This is a genomic window from Salinimicrobium sp. TH3, assembly GCF_026676115.1.
Classification (GTDB): Bacteria; Bacteroidota; Bacteroidia; order Flavobacteriales; family Flavobacteriaceae; genus Salinimicrobium.
The window spans coordinates 1-19,923 of record NZ_JAPONB010000005.1 but is presented as its reverse complement, the minus strand read 5'-3'; the positions used below and the strand labels follow the sequence as shown (position 1 = coordinate 19,923).

Below are 19,923 nucleotides of genomic sequence, written 5' to 3'. Positions count from 1 at the left end.
CCTATGAGTTTTTCTTTATGATCTCGTGTGCCAGGCTAAGGTAATTACTCGCACCCTTACTACCGGCATCATAGTTTATTATACTTTCCCCGTAGCTGGGGGCTTCACTTAAACGTACATTTCGCTGAATGATTGTCTTAAATACCATCTCGTCAAAATGCTTCTGAACTTCTTCTACCACCTGGTTGGACAGTCTTAAACGTGAATCATACATGGTTAATAGTAAGCCTTCAATATCCAACCTGGCATTGTGGATCTTTTGGACACTTTTTATCGTATTAAGCAGCTTTCCCAAACCCTCCAGAGCAAAGTACTCACACTGAATTGGTATAATTACAGAGTCGGCGGCTGTAAGGGCATTTAGAGTTAAAAGACCCAGAGAGGGCGCACAATCGATAATAACATAATCATATTTCTCCCGAAGGTGTCCAATGGCTTTTTTAAGCATGTATTCCCGCTCTTCCTGGTCAACCAGTTCAATTTCTATAGCAACAAGGTCAATATGCGCGGGGATGATATCAAGATTGGGAGATTCTGTTTTCATGATGGCTTCTTCGGCCTTGCAGGAATGCTCCAGTAACTGGTAAGTGCCCAGCTCGACTGTCTCCACATCTATTCCCAATCCCGAAGTGGCATTCGCCTGAGGATCGGCATCGATGAGCAAAACTTTTTTTTCCAACACCCCTAGGGATGCAGCCAGGTTTACCGAAGTTGTAGTTTTCCCTACACCTCCTTTTTGATTTGCAACGGCAATGATCTTACCCATTCAATTATTTTGGATTTAAAGGGTAAAAATACAATTTATTATAGGTTTACGAAAGGTAATTTGTTAACAGGTTTTTAGCATAATGAGCTATAAAAAAACCCTCCAAAAATGTCATTTTTAAAGGGTCTTAGAAAGCTGATTTTAAGGAGGATTTTCTCTAAAAATACTGCTGTGTTAATTACTTTTTTTAGACTTTATCATTTGCTCCAGCATATCCCACATTTCCTCCGGAATTGCTTCAAGGAGATTGAACTGTCCTGCGCCTTTAAGCCATTCTCCTCCGTCGATGGTAATTACTTCCCCGTTTACATAAGCTGAAAAATCTGAAACAAGATAAGCAGCAAGATTAGCCAGTTCCTGGTGTTCGCCAACCCGTTTGAGAGGAACCTTTTTTGCAAGGTCAAACTTCTCTTTAAGGTCACCCGGCAGTAACCTGTCCCATGCACCTTTAGTTGGAAAAGGCCCGGGAGCAATAGCATTCATTCTTATGCCATATTTTGCCCATTCCACGGCCAGAGATCTGGTCATTGCCAGCACCCCGGCTTTAGCCGTGGCACTTGGCACTACATAAGCAGAGCCTGTCCAGGCGTAAGTAGTGACAATGTTTAAAACCGTTTTATTTTTTTCTCCTTTGTCTATCCAATGCTTTCCAAAAGCTAATGTACAGTTCTTGCTGCCTTTTAAAACTATATCAATAATGGTATCAAAGGCATTGGCACTTAGCCGTTCTGTGGGAGAAATGAAGTTTCCGGCAGCGTTGTTCAGCAAGATATCCACAGAACCAAATTTTTCAACGGTTTGCTGCAGCATTTTTTCAACCTGATCATAATGCCTAACGTCGCACTGAAGGGGCAGGCATTCCCCCTTTGTTTCTTCTTCAAGCTCCTTAGCAGTGTTCTGAAGTTTTTCCAGGTTTCTTGAGGTAATGGCAACTTTAGCGCCCAGTTCCAAAAAATATTTGGTCATGGCCTTACCAAGGCCGCTACCGCCCCCGGTTACAACTATGTTTTTTCCTTTGAGAGCATCGTCCCTAAGCATTTTTTCTGTGTAGTTCATATAATAATAATTTTAAAAAATTTAAGGATAATTCTTAATGTTTAGTTAATATTTTTATAAGCAAGCAAAAAAGCCTAAACTTTAAGTAAACTTTTTACGAAATCTAAGATAAATCGTTTAATTCTTATAACATATGCAAATCTTCAACTCTTTTAAAAAAGTCTTCAGTTTTTTTTCTTTTTCTGTTTTCCTAATTACCCTTTCCTCTTGTGAATTCAGAGCAGAAGAGAAAGAACAAAGACCTGCCGAAGAAATAAAAGTTTCACAAACAATGGAGGCCGAATTGACGCCGCCTCCCCTGGTTCCCAAGCCTACGGCCGAAAGGGCTGCCAAGAAGCTGGTGGTGGAAATGGAGGTTATTGAAAAGGAAATGCAGATGACCGATGGTGTATCTTATGTTTACTGGACCTTTGATGGGTCTGTTCCCGGTAGTTTTATAAGAACGAAAGTAGGAGATGAAATAGAATTCCATCTTAAAAATCATCCCGATAGTAAGTTGCCGCACAATATTGACTTACATGCGGTTAACGGTCCCGGGGGAGGAGCAGAATCTTCTTTTGTCGCGCCCGGTCATGAAGTGGTTTTTAATTTCAAAGTATTAAATCCTGGATTGTATGTTTATCACTGCGCTACCGCTCCTGTAGGCATGCATATAGCAAACGGGATGTATGGGTTGATCCTGGTGGAGCCCGAAGAAGGTCTGCCACCGGTTGACAAGGAATATTATGTAATGCAGGGAGATTTTTATACCGAAGGAGATTTTGGAGAACCCGGGCTTCAGCCTTTCGACATGAAAAAAGCTATTGAAGAAGACGCCGATTATGTAGTGTTCAATGGCCACGTTGGCGCATTAACCGGAGAAGGGAAACTTCATGCAGAAGTAGGAGAGACCGTGAGACTTTATGTAGGTAATGGAGGTCCAAACCTGGTTTCTTCGTTCCATGTGATTGGGGAGATCTTTGACAAAGTTTACATAGAAGGTGGGGCTGCAATAAATGAAAACGTACAAACAACTTTAATTCCTGCCGGTGGTGCCGCTATTGTAGAATTTGAAGTTGAGGTGCCCGGCGAATATATACTTGTAGATCATTCAATTTTCAGGGCTTTTAATAAAGGAGCTCTTGGTGTACTTGAAGCTACCGGACCCGAAAATGAAATTGTTTTTGCAGGGAAAACCCAGGAAGGAATATACCTGCCCGAAGGAGGAGAAATACAGAGTATGCCAATTTCTGAAGAAGAGATCGCTGCATCCCGGCCACCTGAAAATCTTTCAAAACAGGAAAAAATAGAAATGGGTAAAAATGTATACGGAAGAACCTGTGTGGCATGTCATCAAGCCAACGGACAGGGAATACCTAACGCTTTTCCACCGTTAGCAAATTCAGACTACCTTAACGCGGATGTAGATCGTGCTATTGATGTAGTGCTCCATGGTTTGACCGGAGAGATCGAGGTCAATGGAGAGACCTATAATAGTGTAATGACCGCCCAGAATATCACTGACAGAGAAGCTGCTGCTGTTCTTACCTATATTTACAACAATTGGGGTAACAATGGAACTGAAGTGACCGAAGAAATGGTAAAATCTCAGAGAAGATCGAAATAACAATTATCAATTAGCAATGATCAATAAACAAGAAGAGCAATCTGCATTTAAGCCGGTTGCTCTTTTTCTGTTCAAAAAAAATAATTTGTTTTACGTTATGGACGGTTTGTATAGATTTTAAACCTTAAACCTTACTCAATAAGTATTTCCAATAGTTGAATGGCTGCCTCGCTTATTTTTGTGCCCGGGCCAAATACCGCAACTGCACCGGCATCGAAAAGGTATTGATAATCCTGGGAGGGGATCACTCCGCCCACGATCACCATGATATCATCCCTTCCATATTTCTTTAGTTCTTCGATCACCTGCGGCACTAAAGTCTTATGACCTGCAGCCAGGGAAGAAACCCCCAGGATATGTACGTCATTTTCTACAGCTTGTTTTGCAGCCTCGGCAGGGGTTTGAAACAGCGGACCTATATCCACATCAAAACCTACATCGGCATAACCTGTGGCCACAACTTTTGCGCCGCGGTCATGACCATCCTGTCCCATTTTGGCGATCATGATCCTTGGCCGGCGGCCTTCCTGCTCGGCAAATTGATTAGCCATTTCTCTTGCCTTTTTAAAAGCAGAGTCGTCTTTTATCTCTTTTGAATACACGCCGCTAAATGATTTTATTTGTGCTTTATACCTGCCGAAAGCTTCTTCAAGGGCATCACTTATCTCTCCAAGAGTGGCTCTCTTCCTTGCAGCATCTACAGACAGTGCCAATAAATTTTCTTCACCAGATTTTGCTGCAGAAGTTAATTTTTCCAGGGCAGAGCTTACTTCTTCCTGGTTCCTTTCTTCTCTTAATTGTTTTAAGCGCTCTACTTGTTGCCTGCGTACAGTTTGGTTATCCACTTCCAGGGTTACTATAGGATCTTCTTTTTCCCTGCGGAATTTGTTGACCCCCACAATGATGTCCTGTGAACTGTCTATTCGGGCCTGTTTAATTGCCGCTGCTTCTTCTATCCTTAGCTTTGGGATACCTTCTTCAATTGCTTTGGTCATGCCGCCCAGGTTTTCTACTTCTTCAATAAGTTCCCAGGCTTTGTGAGCAATTTTATCGGTTAAAGCTTCAACATAATAACTTCCTGCCCATGGATCAACAGTTTTTGTGATCTGGGTTTCCTGTTGCAGGTGTAACTGCGTATTTCTTGCTATCCTCGCAGAGAAATCAGTTGGTAAAGCAATGGCTTCATCTAAGGCGTTTGTGTGTAAACTTTGAGTGCCCCCAAAGGCTGCCGCTGCGGCTTCAATGGAGGTGCGGGCTACGTTATTAAAAGGATCCTGCTCGGTAAGGCTCCAGCCACTGGTTTGGCAGTGGGTCCTTAGTGCGAGAGATTTTTCATTCTTGGGATTGAACTGCTTTACCATTTTTGCCCAAAGTGCTCTTGCAGCTCGCATTTTTGCGATTTCGGCAAAATGATCCAGTCCTATTCCCCAGAAAAAGGAAAGTCTTGGAGCAAAGCTGTCGATATCCATCCCGGCTTTAAGGCCTTTGCGAATATATTCCAGGCCGTCCGCAAGGGTATATGCCAGTTCTATTTCGCTAGTGGCACCGGCTTCCTGCATGTGATATCCCGAAATACTTATGCTATTGAAGCGAGGCATGTTCCTGGAAGTATACTCAAAAATGTCCGAAATGATCTTCATAGAAGGAGTAGGAGGGTAGATGTAGGTGTTTCGTACCATAAACTCCTTCAAAATGTCATTTTGAATAGTTCCTGAAAGTTGTTCGGGCTTTACGCCCTGTTCTTCGGCTGCTACTATATAGAAAGCCAAAATGGGCAATACGGCACCGTTCATAGTCATGGAGACCGACATCTTGTCCAGCGGGATCTGGTCAAACAGGATCTTCATGTCTTCCACCGAATCTATGGCAACTCCTGCTTTCCCAACATCACCCACAACTCTTTCATGGTCACTGTCATATCCTCTGTGAGTGGGGAGATCAAAGGCTACAGAAAGTCCTTTTTGACCGGCAGCAAGATTCCTGCGGTAGAAGGCGTTGCTTTCTTCAGCCGTTGAGAATCCGGCGTACTGGCGAATGGTCCAGGGACGGGTAACATACATTGTGCTGTATGGCCCTCGTAAATATGGCGGAATACCCGCAGCAAATTTTAAATGAGGCAGATCTTGAAAGGAATAAGAATTTTCAGGTTTAACTGAGTTTTCTACCTTAGTTTTTAGCTTTAAATGCTGAAGATCCTTTCTGCTCATATTCTATTTTTCGCTGTTAATACTTTCCTCTTCCTTAAGTCTTTTTTGTTCTGTTTTTTCTGACAATCTTTTCTCAATTACTGGCTGCAGCAAAGTTTTTCGCGGCTTTTGCTTGACGAAAGGATACAGCTCCAATTCATCTTTCATCTTATCCTGTGGGTTTGGATATTTATTCGTACCAACCAGTACCAGCTTCCCGGCATCAAACTCTTCCTGCTCCCTGGCCGCACTTTCAGAAATCTTTTTTTGAATGATTCCTTGCTTTAACTGAGTAACAAATCCTCCACCATTTTCAATGTTCTTGAAAATGTCTAAAGCCTTGTCTGCCATTTCGTGGGTAAGCGTTTCGATATAATAACTGCCCTCTGCTGGATTGGCGACTTTTTCAAAATAACTTTCGTGCTTAAGTACCAGTAGCTGGTTACGGGCAATTCGGCTCCCAAAGTCGTTGTTCTTGTGATAAATGGCATCATAGGCCATATTACAAACGCTGTTTGCTCCGCCTAGTACTGCACTCATACATTCGGTAGTGGTGCGCAGCAGGTTGACATTAAAATCGTATAAGGTTTTGTTACGACGGGACGGCTGTGCAAGTATGTCACATTCGGTTTCAAAGTCGTACTCGCTGCTTAGCGTTGAAAAAAGAAGTCTAAGGGCCCGTAGTTTGGCGATCTCGAAAAAGTAATTTGGCCCCACCGAAACAACGAACTGGAATTTGGCCTTTTTTGACACTTCAGGTTTTTGGGCAATGTGATTGAAGTATTCATTTACATGTGCCAATGCGTAGGCCAATTGCTGCGGAATTGTCGCCCCGGCATTTTGATAAAGCGCCATGTCAACTGAAAGAAACGATTTCAAATTTTGACATTTTTGGAGCAGGGTATCGAACACTTTGTGATCTTCCTTAATGTCTTTATACCAGTTGCCGCTGCGTGCAAGATTTCCTATGATATCAAACTGAAGGAAAACCCGGGATTCTGGCGTTAACTGCTCATCCAAACGAAGAAAAAAATCTTCCGAAGCAAATTCAGGCTTCAGGTAGACCGGAAACAAGGATAGATTAAGGTTCGAAAAAAGGTCTTTTACATCAACCTCTTCTGACGGAAGAATGAACCAGATGCTTTCTGCTCCTTTCTTGAGAGCCTCAAGTGCCTTTTTATTTGCTTTTTCAGCAGAAGTGACATAAATCTGCTCGGTGATATTCCATTTAAGCGGAGTGCTTAATTGTACGGGTTCGGGAGATTCATCGGGGTGGTAAAATGGTTTTACATTAATCCCATCAAGCGATTTCCAAACCAGCGTTTCATTATAATCGGCACCTTTCAGATCATATTGTATCTTCTGTTTCCACTGTTTGGCCGATACTTCTTCAAATTCCTTGAATAAATTCTCTGTCATATTCATAAAATTAAAAGGACCTCAAAATCGAATTTTTAGAAACTATTCTTCTGCCTCCTTATACTCAATGATAAAGATCTCTTCATTATCCCTTTTCATAAAATATTCCCGCCGGGCAAATTTCTCAAGTTCAAGGGAATCGTTGAGATTTTCCATAATGGCCTGGTCACCCGAGATCTCGTTGAGGTAATATTCCCTGTTCTTTTTTAGATCCTCGATTTCAAGATCGAGTTCACGGTGAATAAGCCAGGAGTTGCTGTCCAGGAAGAGCATCCAAAAACTAAAGGCCAATAGCACCAACGTATATTTATTGGCGATGATGCGTACCCATCTATTATTGCGGATGTCTTTCCATTTCATATCCCGAAATATACAAAATTACAGTAAACGCTGGCGTATGATCGTTTGAACAATATCAACAGCCACAGTGTTGTAACGATTTGTAGGAATAATAATATCGGCAAACTCCTTTGTAGGTTCTATAAACTGCTGGTGCATGGGTTTCAAGGTTGTTTGGTAGCGGTTTAGGACCTCTTCCAGATCACGACCTCTTTCGGCGATGTCGCGTTTGAGACGACGAATGAGCCGCTCATCACTATCGGCATGCACGTAGATCTTTATATCGAACATTTCCCTAATATCGGGATGGGTAAGGATAAGGATTCCTTCCACAATGATCACCTTGCGCGGCTCGATAGTAATAGTTTCTGAAGTGCGGTTGTGCTGCTTAAAGGAATAAACCGGCTGCTGAATATTCTTTCCTGCTTTTAGATCTTTTAGATGGGACACCAGAAGATCAAAATCTATCGATTTAGGGTGGTCAAAATTTATTTTAGTACGCTGCTCATAGCTAAGATGGCTGGTGTCCTGGTAGTAAGAATCCTGGGATATAACGTCTACTTCTTCGTTTTTCAGCTCTTCGATGATCTGATTAACTACAGTTGTTTTTCCGCTACCGGTGCCACCGGCGATTCCAATGATCAACATATTCTAAATTTTCGGCAAAGGTAATTATTTACCGTTGTAAAAAATATGTTTTATTTTGTTATGGCAGCTACTTCCTCTTCTGTCACAGGCTCTCTCAAACTGTTGCCCCAGGCATTGTTGATGTAGTTCATCACATCGGCAACTTCACGATCGCTAAGCCCCAGTTGAGGCATGAGGTTGTCATATTCCTCCCCGTTAACTTCAATTGGGCCGCGAAGTCCATATTTTACCGCATGTATGGATTCTTTCCGCTTCTCTGCAAGCCAGTTTGAGTTCTGCAGGGGTGGAAATACGCCTTTAATTCCCTCACCACTTGAGAGATGGCAGGAAGCGCAAAAGTTGTTATAGAGCTGTGCTCCCCTGGAAATACTCTCTTTCATTTCGGGTGCAAATTCCTGCTGTGAGATCGCTGTTGTTTTCTCTTCGGATTTATTCTTGCAGCTCAAGATCAATACAAGCAGGCAAGCCATTAAAAGTTTCTTCATTACGACTGCTTCGGAAGAATTCTAACTATACCTTTACCTTCAACTGAAACGTAAATGTCTCCGGCAGGCGATTGAATTATATCCCGTACGCGGCCTATTTGTTCCAGGATCTTCTCCCGTGCAATTACAGTTTTGCCATCAAGTTTTAAATGTTCAACATACTGGAATTTAAGAGAGCCTACCAAAAGGTCTCCCTGTAGTTCGGGATATTTATTTGAGGTTACGTGCACAAAACCACTTGGAGCAATAGAAGGAACCCAATAATAAAGCGGATCTTCAAAATCTGGTCCTGAAGTTTCATCTGTAAAGGAAGTTCCATCGTAGTTAATTCCGTAGCTTACCAGGGGCCAACCGTAGTTAGCTCCTTTTTTTATAGCATTGATCTCATCACCTCCCTGTGGACCATGTTCATGCACCCAAACCTCGCCGGTCTCTTCATTGTAGATCATACCCTGTGGATTTCTATGTCCATAAGAATAAACTGCTTCTACTGCATTTTCCCTTCCCACAAAAGGATTGTCTTGCGGGATGCTGCCGTCAAGGTTGAGCCTGTAAACCTTTCCGCCGTCACGGGTGAGGTCCTGTGGATTCACATCGCGGTCCCCACGGTCCCCAATACTGAAGAATAAATGCCCCTGCCCGTCAAAAGAAATGCGGGAACCAAAATGTTGTCCACGGGTGGAGTTGGGAGTGGCTTTATAAAGAACTTCCTTATTAATAAGTTCATTGTTCTCAAGTTTTGCACGCATTAAAGCAGTGTTTCCGCCTTCACCTTCACCTTCTTCAGAGGAGTAAGTGAAATAGATCCAGCCGTCACTCTCATAATTAGGACCTACGGCTACATCAAGAAATCCTCCCTGGCCACGGTTGTAAACCTGAGGAGCTCCTTTTACCTGTTGCTTTTGACCGTTGTGAAAGTGGATAAGATCTCCGTTTTTCTCTGTGATGAGCATGCTGCCATCGGGCAGGAAGTCCATCCCCCAGGCGATCTCAAGATCGGGCACTACCACTTCATATTCATATTCTTCTGTGGTCAATTCCTCTTCGGGAATGGTAACAGGAGAATTTTGTACTACAGTATCGTTTTCTGTTACCTGTTCGATATTTTCGGCTTGTTTGCCATTTTCTCCGCAGGCGACAAGGCTAAGGCCAAGACTAAGTATAAAAAGCTTTTTCATCTTAAAAATGTTATCATGGATTGAGACCCTCGCAAAAAGGGAAATTCAAAGATAATAAGAATTTAATGAAGATTCTAAAGCACAGATTTGGGTAAAAATATATTCAGACCGTTCAAAAAATTCTTACTAATAAATTGTTAAATGTGTTAATTGTTTTAGTTTTGGAAATTTTAGGTGCAGGAATATTAAAAACTCTACTTCAATTGCTCATGAGGTTTCCCAAAAATTTAAAATCAGGCTTTACGTCAATTCTGGTTTGTCTTTTTCTCTCCCAAAGCCTCACAGCCCAGGAGGTCAAAACATATTCCTGGTTTGATGAAGCCGTAGGAGTAACTAACACAAGTTTGTATAACGGCGTGCAATACGTTGAACAACACCGTAACATTAATGAAAATCATAAGTTTTTCCTTAGCAGGGATTTCATATTGGGTACGCTTTATTACGACGGGCAGCCATATTTTTCCCAGCTTTTAAAATACAATGTCTTTGATGAAGTGCTCATTGTGAATTCAAAGGAATCTTTATTTCAGCTTATTAATAATAAAGTCGACGGTTTTGAATTGGGAGGTCACAAGTTTATAAATGTCAGGAGCGGGTCTCATTCAAGAGTACAAGGTTTTTACGAGGTGCTTTTTGAAAATGAGCAAATATTAGTCCTAAAGGAACATTCCCGATATATGAATGAATTAAAGGACAGGAAATTTGTTCATTATGAATTTAAGCCGCAGAATAAGGATTACGAGATAAAGTACAACAACGAGTACTATGAAATAAGCTCTCGAAGAGATGTAATGAAGATTTTTTCCGGCCTCAAAAAGGAAATCAGGGACATATATTCTTCAGAGAGAGCTTTAAGAAGATCCAATCCAGATGAATTTATGATCAGCCTATTCAAGGAAATTTCTCAACTAATTCAAAAACAAAATATTGAAATATGAGGAGGAAATTACTTCTTATGATGTTTCTCCTGACTTTTCAGTTGATCACAGCACAATCCGATACTTCTGTTACTCTAAACTTACAAAACACACCAGTCCCCGACGCCCTAGAGGAAATTGAAAGACAAACAGGTCTTCACTTCTTTTTTATTGAAGAATGGGTAAGTGATCTTACTATCTCTGGAAACTTTGAACAGGTTGCAGTGGAAAAGGTCTTGGAACAGATCTTTGAAAACACCCTTATAAATTATTTCTTTATGCAGGGCGAAAGGGTTGTTCTTATTCGTAATGTGCTCATTTATGGTGAATTGCCGGAAGGATATTTTGAAATTCAGAATGCAGTTGTGCAAGCCTATGAAAGTGAGGAGGAGGCTACACCTGTTTTCTCGGGAGCCAAAAAAGCCAGTGAAAGCAAAGAGCTGGGAACTGTGCGTATTGGAAAAGAGACCCGGGAAAACCGCAGGAAATTCTTCACTTTAAGCGGAAAGATCACAGATAAGGAGACGGGCGATCCTTTATCTGGGGTAGCTCTTGTAGTAGAAGGGAAACCAAATCTTGGAGCTGTAACCGATGTGGAAGGGAATTATGAAATTAGACTTCCTGCCGGGGAAAATATTCTGGAATCAAAGTCCATTATGACCGAGTCTTATAAGAAAAGGGTTATTGTATTCAATGATGGTCAAATGGACATTGCCCTTGGAGAAAGTCTCGAGATGTTGGGAGAGGTAATGTTGGATGCCAATGCCCGCAGCAATGTAAAAGAGGCAAATACGGGAGTGGAACAGATCAACGTACGGGAGATAAAAAATATTCCTCTTGTACTGGGGGAACGCGATATTCTTAAAGTGGCCACAACCTTACCGGGTATATCGACTGCAGGGGAAGGCTCTTCAGGATTTAATGTTCGAGGCGGAAAGGCAGATCAAAACCTGATCTTATTAGATGATGCGGTGATTTATAACCCCTCTCACTTCTTTGGATTATTTTCAGCTTTAAACCCTTTTACTTCGGGAGATGTGAAGATTTACAAGGGTAACATGCCCGCAGAATACGGTGGACGTCTATCTTCGGTTTTCGATATTAGAACAAGGGATGCAAGCACACAGAAGTTTGGGGGGGAGGCTTCTATAGGTCCTGTTACCGGTAACCTTACTCTGGAAATGCCGGTTATTAAAGACAAGGCAGGATTGATGGTGGGAGGACGTAGTACCTATTCAGACTGGATCCTGCGATCCTTGGATGAGGAGTCTCTTAAGAACAGTACAGCTACATTTTTTGATGTAATTGCCAAATACAACCATATAATTAATAATAAAAATGAATTTGAGGCGACAGGCTATTTTAGCCGGGACAAGTTTAGTATCACATCAGATTCTTTGTTCAGCTATAACAACAGACTTGCTACTCTAAGGTATAACCGCAGCCTGAATGAAAAGAACCGCGGAAGTATCATTCTAAGTAATAGCGATTATCAATTCAACATTGATTATGCAGGTTATTTGGGGAATAATAATTTTTCCTCGGGTTACAGGATCAATGAAACGGAATTAAAAATAAACCTGACTCACCTTTACAGTGCTGCACATCGATTTGATTACGGGGTTTCCTCAAAGCTTTACATAGTGAGTCCGGGAGACGTGGAACCACTGGATGAGGAATCTGTGGTGCAGGCGCTTTCTATTCCGCAGGAAAAAGGCGTCGAGTCGGCAGCATATTTTACCGATAATTTTACGGTAAATGAAAAGTTGCTTATCAATACAGGAGTAAGATATTCCTTTTATGCTGCCGTTGGAGAAGGAATAGTGAATGTATACGAGAAAGGTGTTCCAAAAAGTGAGGCCAGCCTTATTGACCGGGAAGAATATGGTGCCAATGAAGTAATGGAAACCTATGGAGGTCTTGAAGGAAGAATTTCTGCCCGGTATTTTCTACTTCCCAACCTATCGGCAAAGGCGAGTTTTAACAACACCTACCAATACATTCATACGCTTACCAATAATACCACAATGTCACCCACAGATACTTACAAATTGTCTGATGCTAACATTGAACCTCAAAGGGGAAACCAATATACCCTTGGCTTGTACAAAAATTTTGATAGCAACCTCTACGAGCTTAGCGTTGAAGGATACTATAAGACTACCAGGAACACTCTCGATTTTAAAGTTGGGGCGCAGCTTTTTTTAAATGAAGACATTGAAACCGAAGTCCTGCAGGGAAAAGGAAGAGCTTATGGTATTGAATTCTTACTCAAGAAATCCAGGGGAGCACTTAACGGCTGGGTTGGTTACAGTTATAACAGGTCGCTTTTAAAACTCGATGGAGACTTTAATGAAGAACAGGTAAATGGCGGGGAATACTTTCCTTCCAATTTTGATAAACCGCATGACTTCAGTTTTGTAGGTAATTACAAGATGACCAAGAGGTTTAGTTTTTCTGCCAATTTCGTGTATCAAACAGGGCGGCCTGTTACCTTTCCTGTTGGGAAATACATATTTAACGGGTCCGAATATGTGCACTACAGCGATAGAAACGAATTCCGTATTCCAGATTATTACCGTTTGGATCTGAGCCTAAACATTGAAGGAAACCACAAGATCGCGAAACTGGCTCATAGCTTCTGGAATATTTCGGTTTATAACGTGCTTGGAAGGAATAATCCTTACTCGGTCTTTTTCATAACCGAAGGCGGAGAGGTGAAGGCTCTGCAGAGCTCCATATTTTCCATTCCGGTACCAACCATTACCTATAACTTGAAATTCTAATGCGGAAAAATAAAATTACATTAGGAATGAAGATCGGGAAATTTACTAAATTAACTTTAGTGCTGTTGTCTGTCTTATGGGTACAATCCTGTATCGAACCTTACGAGTTTGAGGCAGAGACTTTTGAAAGTGCTTTGGTGGTGGATGGAAGGATTACAAATCAATTAAAGAGACACAGCGTAAGCCTCACCAGAACTTACAGGTTTGAAGAGAATGACCCAACAGCCGAAAGTAATGCACGGGTAAGCGTGCTGACCGGCCAACAAGAGTATCTCTTTGAAGAAACAGAGCCCGGACTTTATCTCTCCAGTGAGGAATTTAGAGCCTCACCTGGTTCTGAATATCAGTTAAAGATCGAGACAGCAGGAGGGAAATTATATGAATCTGAACCGGAAATGCTTACAAAAGAGTCTCAAATAGAAGAAATTACCGCCACAAAAGTAATAAACAACCAAGGGGAGACAGGAGTTGCGCTTCAGGTGTACAGCAATGAATTACCTGGAGAGGCGTCCTTCTTCAGATATGAATATGAGGAGGATTTCAAGATCCAGTCTCCTATGACTGCAGGTTATAATCTGGAGATTGTAGATGGAGAAATAACCATGATTCCCAAGGTCGAACAAGAGTATATCTGTTTTGGGCAGGACCAATCTATAGATATAAATGTTGTGAATACCTCTTCCTTTAGTCAAAATAGAGTTGATGGTCATGTGATCAAATTTTTTGAAAGGGAGGATCCAAAAATTGCCCACCGCTACAGTATGCTTGTAAAACAGTTTGTGATTTCGCAGCAGGCTTACGCCTTTTACAACACCTTGAAGGAGCTTTCGCAATCGGAGAGCCTGTTTTCACAGAACCAGCCTGGTTTTCTAAATGGGAATATTTACTCTGTGAGTAATCCAGATGAGCCTGTTATTGGTTTCTTTAGTGTTGCTTCTGAAACTTCAAAAAGGACTTTTTTTAGCTTTGAAGAATTCTTTGATCCTACAGAAGGGAAAGGCTCTTTGGCGAAGAATTGTATAATTCAAAGACCTGAATTATCAAAATTAATCCAACTGGTGGAAGATGGAAGTGTAAAATTCCTTGAGCGAATACAGGCTCCTGCAGCACCCGATGATGAAGGTTCCGGTCCTTACCGGGTGGTCCCAACACGATGTATGGATTGCACAGTCTATGGAACAAATGAGGTACCGGAGTTCTGGGAGGAATAAACGAAGAGATAAGCAGTTAATGATGAAAACAAAAAATATTCTACTCTTGGGCCTGCTTTTTTTTCTGCCTTTTATTTGCAGTGGTCAAATTGTGATCCAGGACAAAGAAAAAATTGCCGTTGTAAATGAGAGTCCGCAGGAAAAAGTGTTTGTTCATTTCAACAGCTCCTTTCTTCTGGCCGGGGAGTACCTGTATTACAAGATTTACGTTCTTGACCATCAAACTCTGGTACCCGGTGACCTTAGCAGCGTAGCGTATGTAGAACTGCGAGGTAAGGATGGAGAAGTTATTTTTAGGCATAAAATTGCCCTTGAAAATGGTACAGGCGAAGGGGATTTTTTTATTTCTACCAATGTTCTTTCCGGAAATTATAAGTTATTCGGCTACACCCGTTGGATGCTGAATGGGGAATTGAATAACTTCTTCCAGGCCGATGTAGTCATAGTAAATCCATACACCAGGAATAATGAAGGGCTTTTAGCTTCTGTCGATAAAGAAGGGTCGGCGGGAATGCTTAAGGATACTTTAAAAAGTACTTCAACTATTGCAAACAGGCCCGGTAATTCCAAAAACCTCCCGACTTACGGTAAAAGAGAGCGGGTGGCGTTGAACATAGACGGAATGCAAGAAATGGATCCTAAAGGTAATTACTCGGTTTCGGTCAGGAAGCTTCATAATATTCAGGTTCCAAAAATGGTAGTTTCAGAAGATATTTCGGGAAAAGGCAAATTTTTCAAAATTGAGCCGGGGAAAAGATTTTATCTTCCGGAATTAAGAGGTGAACTCTTTTCAGGAAAACTTAGAGATGCAAAAGGTAATCAACAAACTTCTGTAGAAAACAAAAAAGTAGCACTTTCCATTCCCGGACAAAATTTTATCTTTAAGATCGCCAGGACCAATGCCAATGGGGAATTCTTCTTTAATGTGGAGAAGCAAAACCTGGCCGAAGAAGTGATCCTTCAGGTTTTAAACGAAGAAAAAGGAAAGTTTAAGATTGTTATAGATCCTCATCCTGAATTACAGATTGCAGATCTTGACTTCGGAAATTTTCAGCTAACCCGTGATATGGAAGATCTGCTCGTTGAGGAAAGTATTTATAACCAGATCGAGAATGGATATTTTTCTATAAAGCCTGATACGGTGAAGCTTCCTGAACAGGAATTGCCCTTTTACGGAAAAAGGATATTGACCTATGATCTCGACGATTATACGCGATTCAATACTCTTAAGGAGACTTTTGTCGAGATTGTGCGTGAAATTACCACCTCGGGCGACATGTTGAGGATTAGAGGCTACAACTCCCTTGTGGATTCCAGGATGCCACCTTTGTTGATCGTTGACGGAGTTATAATACAGGATCATTCGAAATTTATTAATTTTCCTGCCCGTCGTATTCAGAGTATTGGGGTATTGCGCGATAAATATTTTTATGGACCTGAAGTTTTCCAAGGAATAATCAATGTGGAAACAGTAGAGAAAGATTTCCTCGAAAAAAATGGTAAAGATTTCTTTAAGACTCATTTGATGAGGCCGCAACCAGAAAAAGAATATTTTCAACAAAAGTATAGCGAAGGGCAAAGGAATGAACGCATTCCAGACTTTAGAAGACAATTATTATGGAACCCGGTTTTCGATCCTGAAAGCAGAAGCATCGAGTTTTACACTTCAGATGTTGAAGGGGAATTTGAAATAGTTCTTGAAGGATTCACTTCTGCCGGGAAAGGGGTGACTTTGAAGGAGAAAATTGAAGTGAAATAATATTCTGATCTCAAGATTGTTTACTCATTTGGATAACTTCCTTAACTTTAGGTGCCTTCCTCTAAAATACCCGGGTGTAAGTGCGGCATTAAAGACTTAAAAAACCATTTGAGAAGCTTATTCTTCAATAAGAGGAAGAGATAAGCAGGTTAAAAGTCTTCGGAAATAATAGATATCTTTATGATCTAAATTTTTCTTTTTCCATGTTCGATTTTCTGCAGCAAAAAGTCAATGAAACTATCTCAATTAGTGAGGAGGAATTTGAATATGCTAAAACGCTATTCCTTCCGAAGAAACTGCGAAAAAGACGTTTTTTATTTGAAGAGGGGGAACCTTGTATTTATACCACTTTTGTCGAAAAAGGTCTTCTAAGGAGCTATACAATTGATGAAAAGGGAAGTGAGCACATTTTGCAGTTTGCCATGCAGGGCTGGTGGAGTGGGGATCTCTACAGTTTTTTAACCGGAGAACCTTCAGAATATAATATTGAAGCTTTGGAGGATAGTGAATTGCTGCTCATTACCAAAGAGTCCTGGGATCAACTGCTTAAAGAAGTTCCTGCCTTTGAACGTTACTTTCGAATCCTCATACAAAATAATCTTATCGCCACGCAACGCCGGTTGATGGGCACCTTTAGTGCTACGGCCGAGGAGCGCTATCAAAAAATGCTCAAAGAATTCCCCGATGTTATTCAGCGGGTGCCGCTTCATATGATTGCTTCCTATCTTGGGGTAACACGGGAGACTCTTAGCCGTATTCGCAGCCAGATCACTTCAGGCTCGTAAAAAACCTCTTGAAAAAGCCATTTTTGGCACCTCTCCTTCCGAAGAAAATCCAAACCATTGTATATCAGTAATTTTTATTGAAACCGTGACATAGATCACATTCATTTATTATCATAGGTCATTGGCCACGGGAAACTGTGCTTGTAAATTTGTCCTGTAATTAATCATTAACATATAAAACACAGAATATGGCAAGTACAAAATGGAATATTGATCCAACTCACAGTGAAGTGACTTTTAAAGTTAAGCACCTAATGATCTCAACTGTTACCGGGAAATTCAAGGTTTTTGAAGGATCGGGCGAGAGTGAAGGAGAGGAATTTAAAAAGGTTAATGACATTGAGTTTAAGGCAGATGTAAAATCTATAGACACCAGCAATGATCAAAGAGATGAGCACCTTAGATCTGGGGATTTCTTTGAGGTGGAAAACCATCCTTACCTTGTTTTTAAAGCCGACAGTTTCAATGTGAATGACGATACAGTTGAAGGACAGCTTACAATTAAGGACGTAACAAAAACTGTCTCTTTTGATGTTGAATATGGAGGGGAAGTTGTAGATCCTTACGGACAAACCAAAGCCGGACTTACTGTATCGGGGAAAATTAGCCGAAAAGAATTCGGTTTGACCTATCATGCAGTTACCGAAGCAGGAAACGTGGTTTTGGGAGACCAGATCAAAATAAATGTTGAGGTACAGTTCGTAAAAGTAGCATAAGTTCACATCGCAGAGGGAGAAAACTTCTTTCTGAAAGAAATTAGTAAGATGGGGAAGAAGACAGTGGCAATTATTGGAGAAAGCGGGGAATTTTGTCCTGCTTTGTTAAAAGCAGCTGTGCAGCAGGACTTGCGCCTGCTGTTCATCTCCCGCGATGAAACAAAAAAATCAATATTAAAGAACCGGCTGCGGGATTTGGATGTACCGGCCGAAGTTGAATTCACAACTTGTGAAAAAGAAGGTTGCTGGGAGGCCGATGCTATCGTTTTTATCCAACCCTGGGATATCGAACCCAAACTTTTAGAAAGGATAAAGCAGGTTTCCACGCAAAAAATTGTTCTGGTAATCTCTCATTACGGGAAGTTGGGGAATGAAAAACTATGTTTTCAGGACTTGCTGCTCTATTCCAGGGTGGTAGAGTTGGAAATAATAGATTCAGATTTTCATATTTTTGGGAGGAACAAAGAAGCAAAAGAAGCCGTGCAGAAATTTTTTGAAACTGCAGGTTATCATCGAAAAGAGTAATTATGGAAGTAAAAATTTGGTCGGACGTTAGATGTCCTTTCTGTTACATTGGCAAAAGAAAATTTGAGGCTGCGCTGGAGCAATTTCCCGAAAAAGATAAGGTAAAGATCACCTGGAAAAGTTTTCAGTTAGACCCGACGCTGGAAACACGTGCAGATATGAATTCTATCGATTATTTCGTCGAAGCAAAAGGTGTTTCCAAAGAGCAGGCGAGACAAATGTTTAGCGGGGCTACTCAAATGGCTAAGGAAGTGGGGCTGGATTTTAACCTCGAAGATTCTGTGCTGGCAAATTCTTTTAGAGCGCATAAGTTGATCCAGATGGCTAAATCTGAAGGTTTGGGCGACGAAATAGAAGAAGCTTTGTTTAAAGCACATTTTGAAGATGCAAAAAATATTGATAATCCCGAAGTTCTGGTTGAAATAGCTGCTTCTATTGGGATGGATGCTGTTGAAGTGAAACAGATGCTTGAATCTGATGATTTTGATTATGAGGTTAAGCAGGATGAAATGGAGGCGAGAAATATTGGGGTAACAGGCGTTCCCTTCTTTGTCTTTAATGATCGCTACGCTGTTTCGGGAGCACAACCCACAGAAGCTTTTTTACAGACCCTCGAAAAGGCAATGAATGACAAACAATAAATCCATTAACAATTAAACCCAACAAAATGAAACAAATATTTTCTTTTCTATTTATCGCTTTTTTAAGCACAACTATTTCTGCTCAAACCACCTGGAAAGCCGATAAGGCCCACTCTCAGGTTTCTTTCGGGATCACTCACCTTGGAATTTCGGAAGTGGAAGGCCGTTTCAATGAATTTGATGCTACTATAGAAACTTCAAAAGAAGATCTTAGTGATGCAAAATATACGGTAGAAATTCAGGTGCCTTCTATTGACACCGGAGTTGAAAAAAGAGACAGTCACTTAAAAAGTGGCGACTTTTTTGATGCTGAAAAGTATCCAAAAATGACATTTGTGAGTACTTCTTCAAAAAAAGTGGGAGAAGGGAAATATAAAGTAAAGGGAGATCTGACTTTCCACGGAATCACAAAACCTGTAACGCTTGATGTTTGGCATCGGGGCACCATTACAAATCAAAATGGGGAACTAGTTTCCGGGTTCGAGATTACTGGCGATGTGAGTAGATCGGATTTTAACCTGGGACCAGATTTTCCTGAAGCTGTCTTGAGCGACAAAGTGGTCATCGACGTTGACGCTGAATTCAAGAAGCAATAGATTTTAGAAAAATAGTGTGTCTGAAATGACATTTTTGAAGCCCCGCAGTTGCGGGGTTTTTACTATCTGATAAAAATTTACTGATTAAAATAAATAATACTTTTTTGAGGTAAATTCGCCCAGGCTAAAAAATTTCAAAAAAGAAGTAGAATTGAACCGGAAACTAAAGTTCTTTCTTATATTTGCAGCCGCTTACAAGTTAATGTAAGTTATCAACGTTAGTTGATCTCGGGGTGTAGCGTAGCCCGGTTATCGCGCCTGCTTTGGGAGCAGGAGGCCGCAGGTTCGAATCCTGCCACCCCGA

General features: G+C 41.2%; 18 protein-coding genes and 1 tRNA gene. 11 read left to right on the top strand and 8 right to left on the bottom strand.

Features of this window, described 5'->3' with window-relative positions; genetic code table 11:
• Position 1: 1 nt before the first annotated feature.
• Together OU683_RS09085 and OU683_RS09080 are read right to left on the bottom strand one after the other, a co-directional pair.
• On the bottom strand, positions 2-766 hold the full coding sequence (locus tag OU683_RS09085) for a ParA family protein (protein ID WP_268137429.1): 765 nt from the start codon (positions 764-766) through the stop codon (positions 2-4).
• A gap of 174 nt (positions 767-940) precedes the next feature.
• Positions 941-1,822 carry an SDR family oxidoreductase gene (locus tag OU683_RS09080; RefSeq protein ID WP_268137425.1) on the bottom strand — a complete coding sequence of 294 codons (882 nt, stop codon included), beginning with the start codon at positions 1,820-1,822 and terminating at the stop codon, positions 941-943.
• Between the two features lie 133 nt (positions 1,823-1,955).
• On the opposite strand from OU683_RS09080, the gene nirK reads away from it, so the two are divergent.
• Entirely contained in the window at positions 1,956-3,428 is a 1,473-nt protein-coding gene (nirK, locus tag OU683_RS09075; RefSeq protein ID WP_268137423.1) for a copper-containing nitrite reductase, read from the top strand.
• A 131-nt stretch (positions 3,429-3,559) separates the two neighbouring features.
• Here nirK and scpA read toward each other — a convergent pair whose 3' ends face one another.
• From scpA to OU683_RS09045, 6 genes are read right to left on the bottom strand one after another with little or no spacing between them, the layout of a single operon-like run.
• Positions 3,560-5,635, bottom strand: coding sequence for a methylmalonyl-CoA mutase (gene scpA / locus OU683_RS09070; RefSeq protein ID WP_268137421.1), 2,076 nt, complete (start codon positions 5,633-5,635; stop codon positions 3,560-3,562).
• Between the two features lie 3 nt (positions 5,636-5,638).
• Entirely contained in the window at positions 5,639-7,033 is a 1,395-nt protein-coding gene (locus OU683_RS09065; RefSeq protein ID WP_268137419.1) for a methylmalonyl-CoA mutase subunit beta, read from the bottom strand.
• A 42-nt stretch (positions 7,034-7,075) separates the two neighbouring features.
• Positions 7,076-7,393, bottom strand: coding sequence for an FtsB family cell division protein (locus tag OU683_RS09060; protein WP_268137417.1), 318 nt, complete (start codon positions 7,391-7,393; stop codon positions 7,076-7,078).
• A gap of 18 nt (positions 7,394-7,411) precedes the next feature.
• Positions 7,412-8,020, bottom strand: a complete 609-nt coding sequence (udk, locus tag OU683_RS09055) for a uridine kinase (protein WP_268137415.1) — start codon at positions 8,018-8,020, stop codon at positions 7,412-7,414.
• Positions 8,021-8,070: 50 nt separating this feature from the next.
• The gene (locus tag OU683_RS09050) at positions 8,071-8,505 is read right to left on the bottom strand and encodes a c-type cytochrome (RefSeq protein ID WP_268137413.1); all 435 of its coding nucleotides are present in this window, start codon (positions 8,503-8,505) and stop codon (positions 8,071-8,073) included.
• A complete protein-coding gene (locus OU683_RS09045) occupies positions 8,505-9,683 on the bottom strand; it encodes a PQQ-dependent sugar dehydrogenase (RefSeq protein WP_268137410.1) in 1,179 nt (392 codons plus the stop codon). The genes OU683_RS09050 and OU683_RS09045 overlap by 1 nt, the downstream gene beginning before the upstream one ends.
• Before the next feature lie 209 nt (positions 9,684-9,892).
• Here OU683_RS09045 and OU683_RS09040 point away from each other — a divergent pair, with 209 nt between their 5' ends.
• From OU683_RS09040 to OU683_RS08995, 10 genes are all read left to right on the top strand, one after another.
• Positions 9,893-10,621, top strand: a complete 729-nt coding sequence (locus tag OU683_RS09040) for a hypothetical protein (RefSeq protein ID WP_268137408.1) — start codon at positions 9,893-9,895, stop codon at positions 10,619-10,621.
• A complete protein-coding gene (locus OU683_RS09035) occupies positions 10,618-13,386 on the top strand; it encodes a carboxypeptidase-like regulatory domain-containing protein (protein WP_268137406.1) in 2,769 nt (922 codons plus the stop codon). Before OU683_RS09040 ends, OU683_RS09035 begins: the two co-directional genes overlap by 4 nt.
• 26 nt (positions 13,387-13,412) lie before the next feature.
• Entirely contained in the window at positions 13,413-14,597 is a 1,185-nt protein-coding gene (locus tag OU683_RS09030; RefSeq protein WP_268137404.1) for a DUF4249 domain-containing protein, read from the top strand.
• A gap of 19 nt (positions 14,598-14,616) precedes the next feature.
• Entirely contained in the window at positions 14,617-16,356 is a 1,740-nt protein-coding gene (locus tag OU683_RS09025) for a hypothetical protein (RefSeq protein ID WP_268137402.1), read from the top strand.
• 203 nt (positions 16,357-16,559) lie between these two features.
• A complete protein-coding gene (locus OU683_RS09020) occupies positions 16,560-17,141 on the top strand; it encodes a Crp/Fnr family transcriptional regulator (RefSeq protein WP_268137400.1) in 582 nt (193 codons plus the stop codon).
• A 188-nt stretch (positions 17,142-17,329) separates the two neighbouring features.
• Entirely contained in the window at positions 17,330-17,857 is a 528-nt protein-coding gene (locus OU683_RS09015) for a YceI family protein (RefSeq protein ID WP_268137398.1), read from the top strand.
• 48 nt (positions 17,858-17,905) lie between these two features.
• On the top strand, positions 17,906-18,382 hold the full coding sequence (locus tag OU683_RS09010; protein ID WP_268137396.1) for a hypothetical protein: 477 nt from the start codon (positions 17,906-17,908) through the stop codon (positions 18,380-18,382).
• A gap of 2 nt (positions 18,383-18,384) precedes the next feature.
• Entirely contained in the window at positions 18,385-19,023 is a 639-nt protein-coding gene (locus OU683_RS09005; protein ID WP_268137394.1) for a DsbA family oxidoreductase, read from the top strand.
• Between the two features lie 26 nt (positions 19,024-19,049).
• Entirely contained in the window at positions 19,050-19,619 is a 570-nt protein-coding gene (locus tag OU683_RS09000; RefSeq protein WP_268137392.1) for a YceI family protein, read from the top strand.
• 229 nt (positions 19,620-19,848) lie between these two features.
• Positions 19,849-19,923: transfer RNA gene (locus OU683_RS08995), tRNA-Pro, on the top strand.

Coding starts and splice junctions, on each gene's coding strand:
- OU683_RS09085 (WP_268137429.1), bottom strand. CDS start 766: ATGGGTAAGATCATTGCCGTTGCAAATCAAAAAGGAGGTGTAGGGAAA.
- OU683_RS09080 (WP_268137425.1), bottom strand. CDS start 1,822: ATGAACTACACAGAAAAAATGCTTAGGGACGATGCTCTCAAAGGAAAA.
- nirK (WP_268137423.1), top strand. CDS start 1,956: ATGCAAATCTTCAACTCTTTTAAAAAAGTCTTCAGTTTTTTTTCTTTT.
- scpA (WP_268137421.1), bottom strand. CDS start 5,635: ATGAGCAGAAAGGATCTTCAGCATTTAAAGCTAAAAACTAAGGTAGAA.
- OU683_RS09065 (WP_268137419.1), bottom strand. CDS start 7,033: ATGACAGAGAATTTATTCAAGGAATTTGAAGAAGTATCGGCCAAACAG.
- OU683_RS09060 (WP_268137417.1), bottom strand. CDS start 7,393: ATGAAATGGAAAGACATCCGCAATAATAGATGGGTACGCATCATCGCC.
- udk (WP_268137415.1), bottom strand. CDS start 8,020: ATGTTGATCATTGGAATCGCCGGTGGCACCGGTAGCGGAAAAACAACT.
- OU683_RS09050 (WP_268137413.1), bottom strand. CDS start 8,505: ATGAAGAAACTTTTAATGGCTTGCCTGCTTGTATTGATCTTGAGCTGC.
- OU683_RS09045 (WP_268137410.1), bottom strand. CDS start 9,683: ATGAAAAAGCTTTTTATACTTAGTCTTGGCCTTAGCCTTGTCGCCTGC.
- OU683_RS09040 (WP_268137408.1), top strand. CDS start 9,893: ATGAGGTTTCCCAAAAATTTAAAATCAGGCTTTACGTCAATTCTGGTT.
- OU683_RS09035 (WP_268137406.1), top strand. CDS start 10,618: ATGAGGAGGAAATTACTTCTTATGATGTTTCTCCTGACTTTTCAGTTG.
- OU683_RS09030 (WP_268137404.1), top strand. CDS start 13,413: ATGAAGATCGGGAAATTTACTAAATTAACTTTAGTGCTGTTGTCTGTC.
- OU683_RS09025 (WP_268137402.1), top strand. CDS start 14,617: ATGATGAAAACAAAAAATATTCTACTCTTGGGCCTGCTTTTTTTTCTG.
- OU683_RS09020 (WP_268137400.1), top strand. CDS start 16,560: ATGTTCGATTTTCTGCAGCAAAAAGTCAATGAAACTATCTCAATTAGT.
- OU683_RS09015 (WP_268137398.1), top strand. CDS start 17,330: ATGGCAAGTACAAAATGGAATATTGATCCAACTCACAGTGAAGTGACT.
- OU683_RS09010 (WP_268137396.1), top strand. CDS start 17,906: ATGGGGAAGAAGACAGTGGCAATTATTGGAGAAAGCGGGGAATTTTGT.
- OU683_RS09005 (WP_268137394.1), top strand. CDS start 18,385: ATGGAAGTAAAAATTTGGTCGGACGTTAGATGTCCTTTCTGTTACATT.
- OU683_RS09000 (WP_268137392.1), top strand. CDS start 19,050: ATGAAACAAATATTTTCTTTTCTATTTATCGCTTTTTTAAGCACAACT.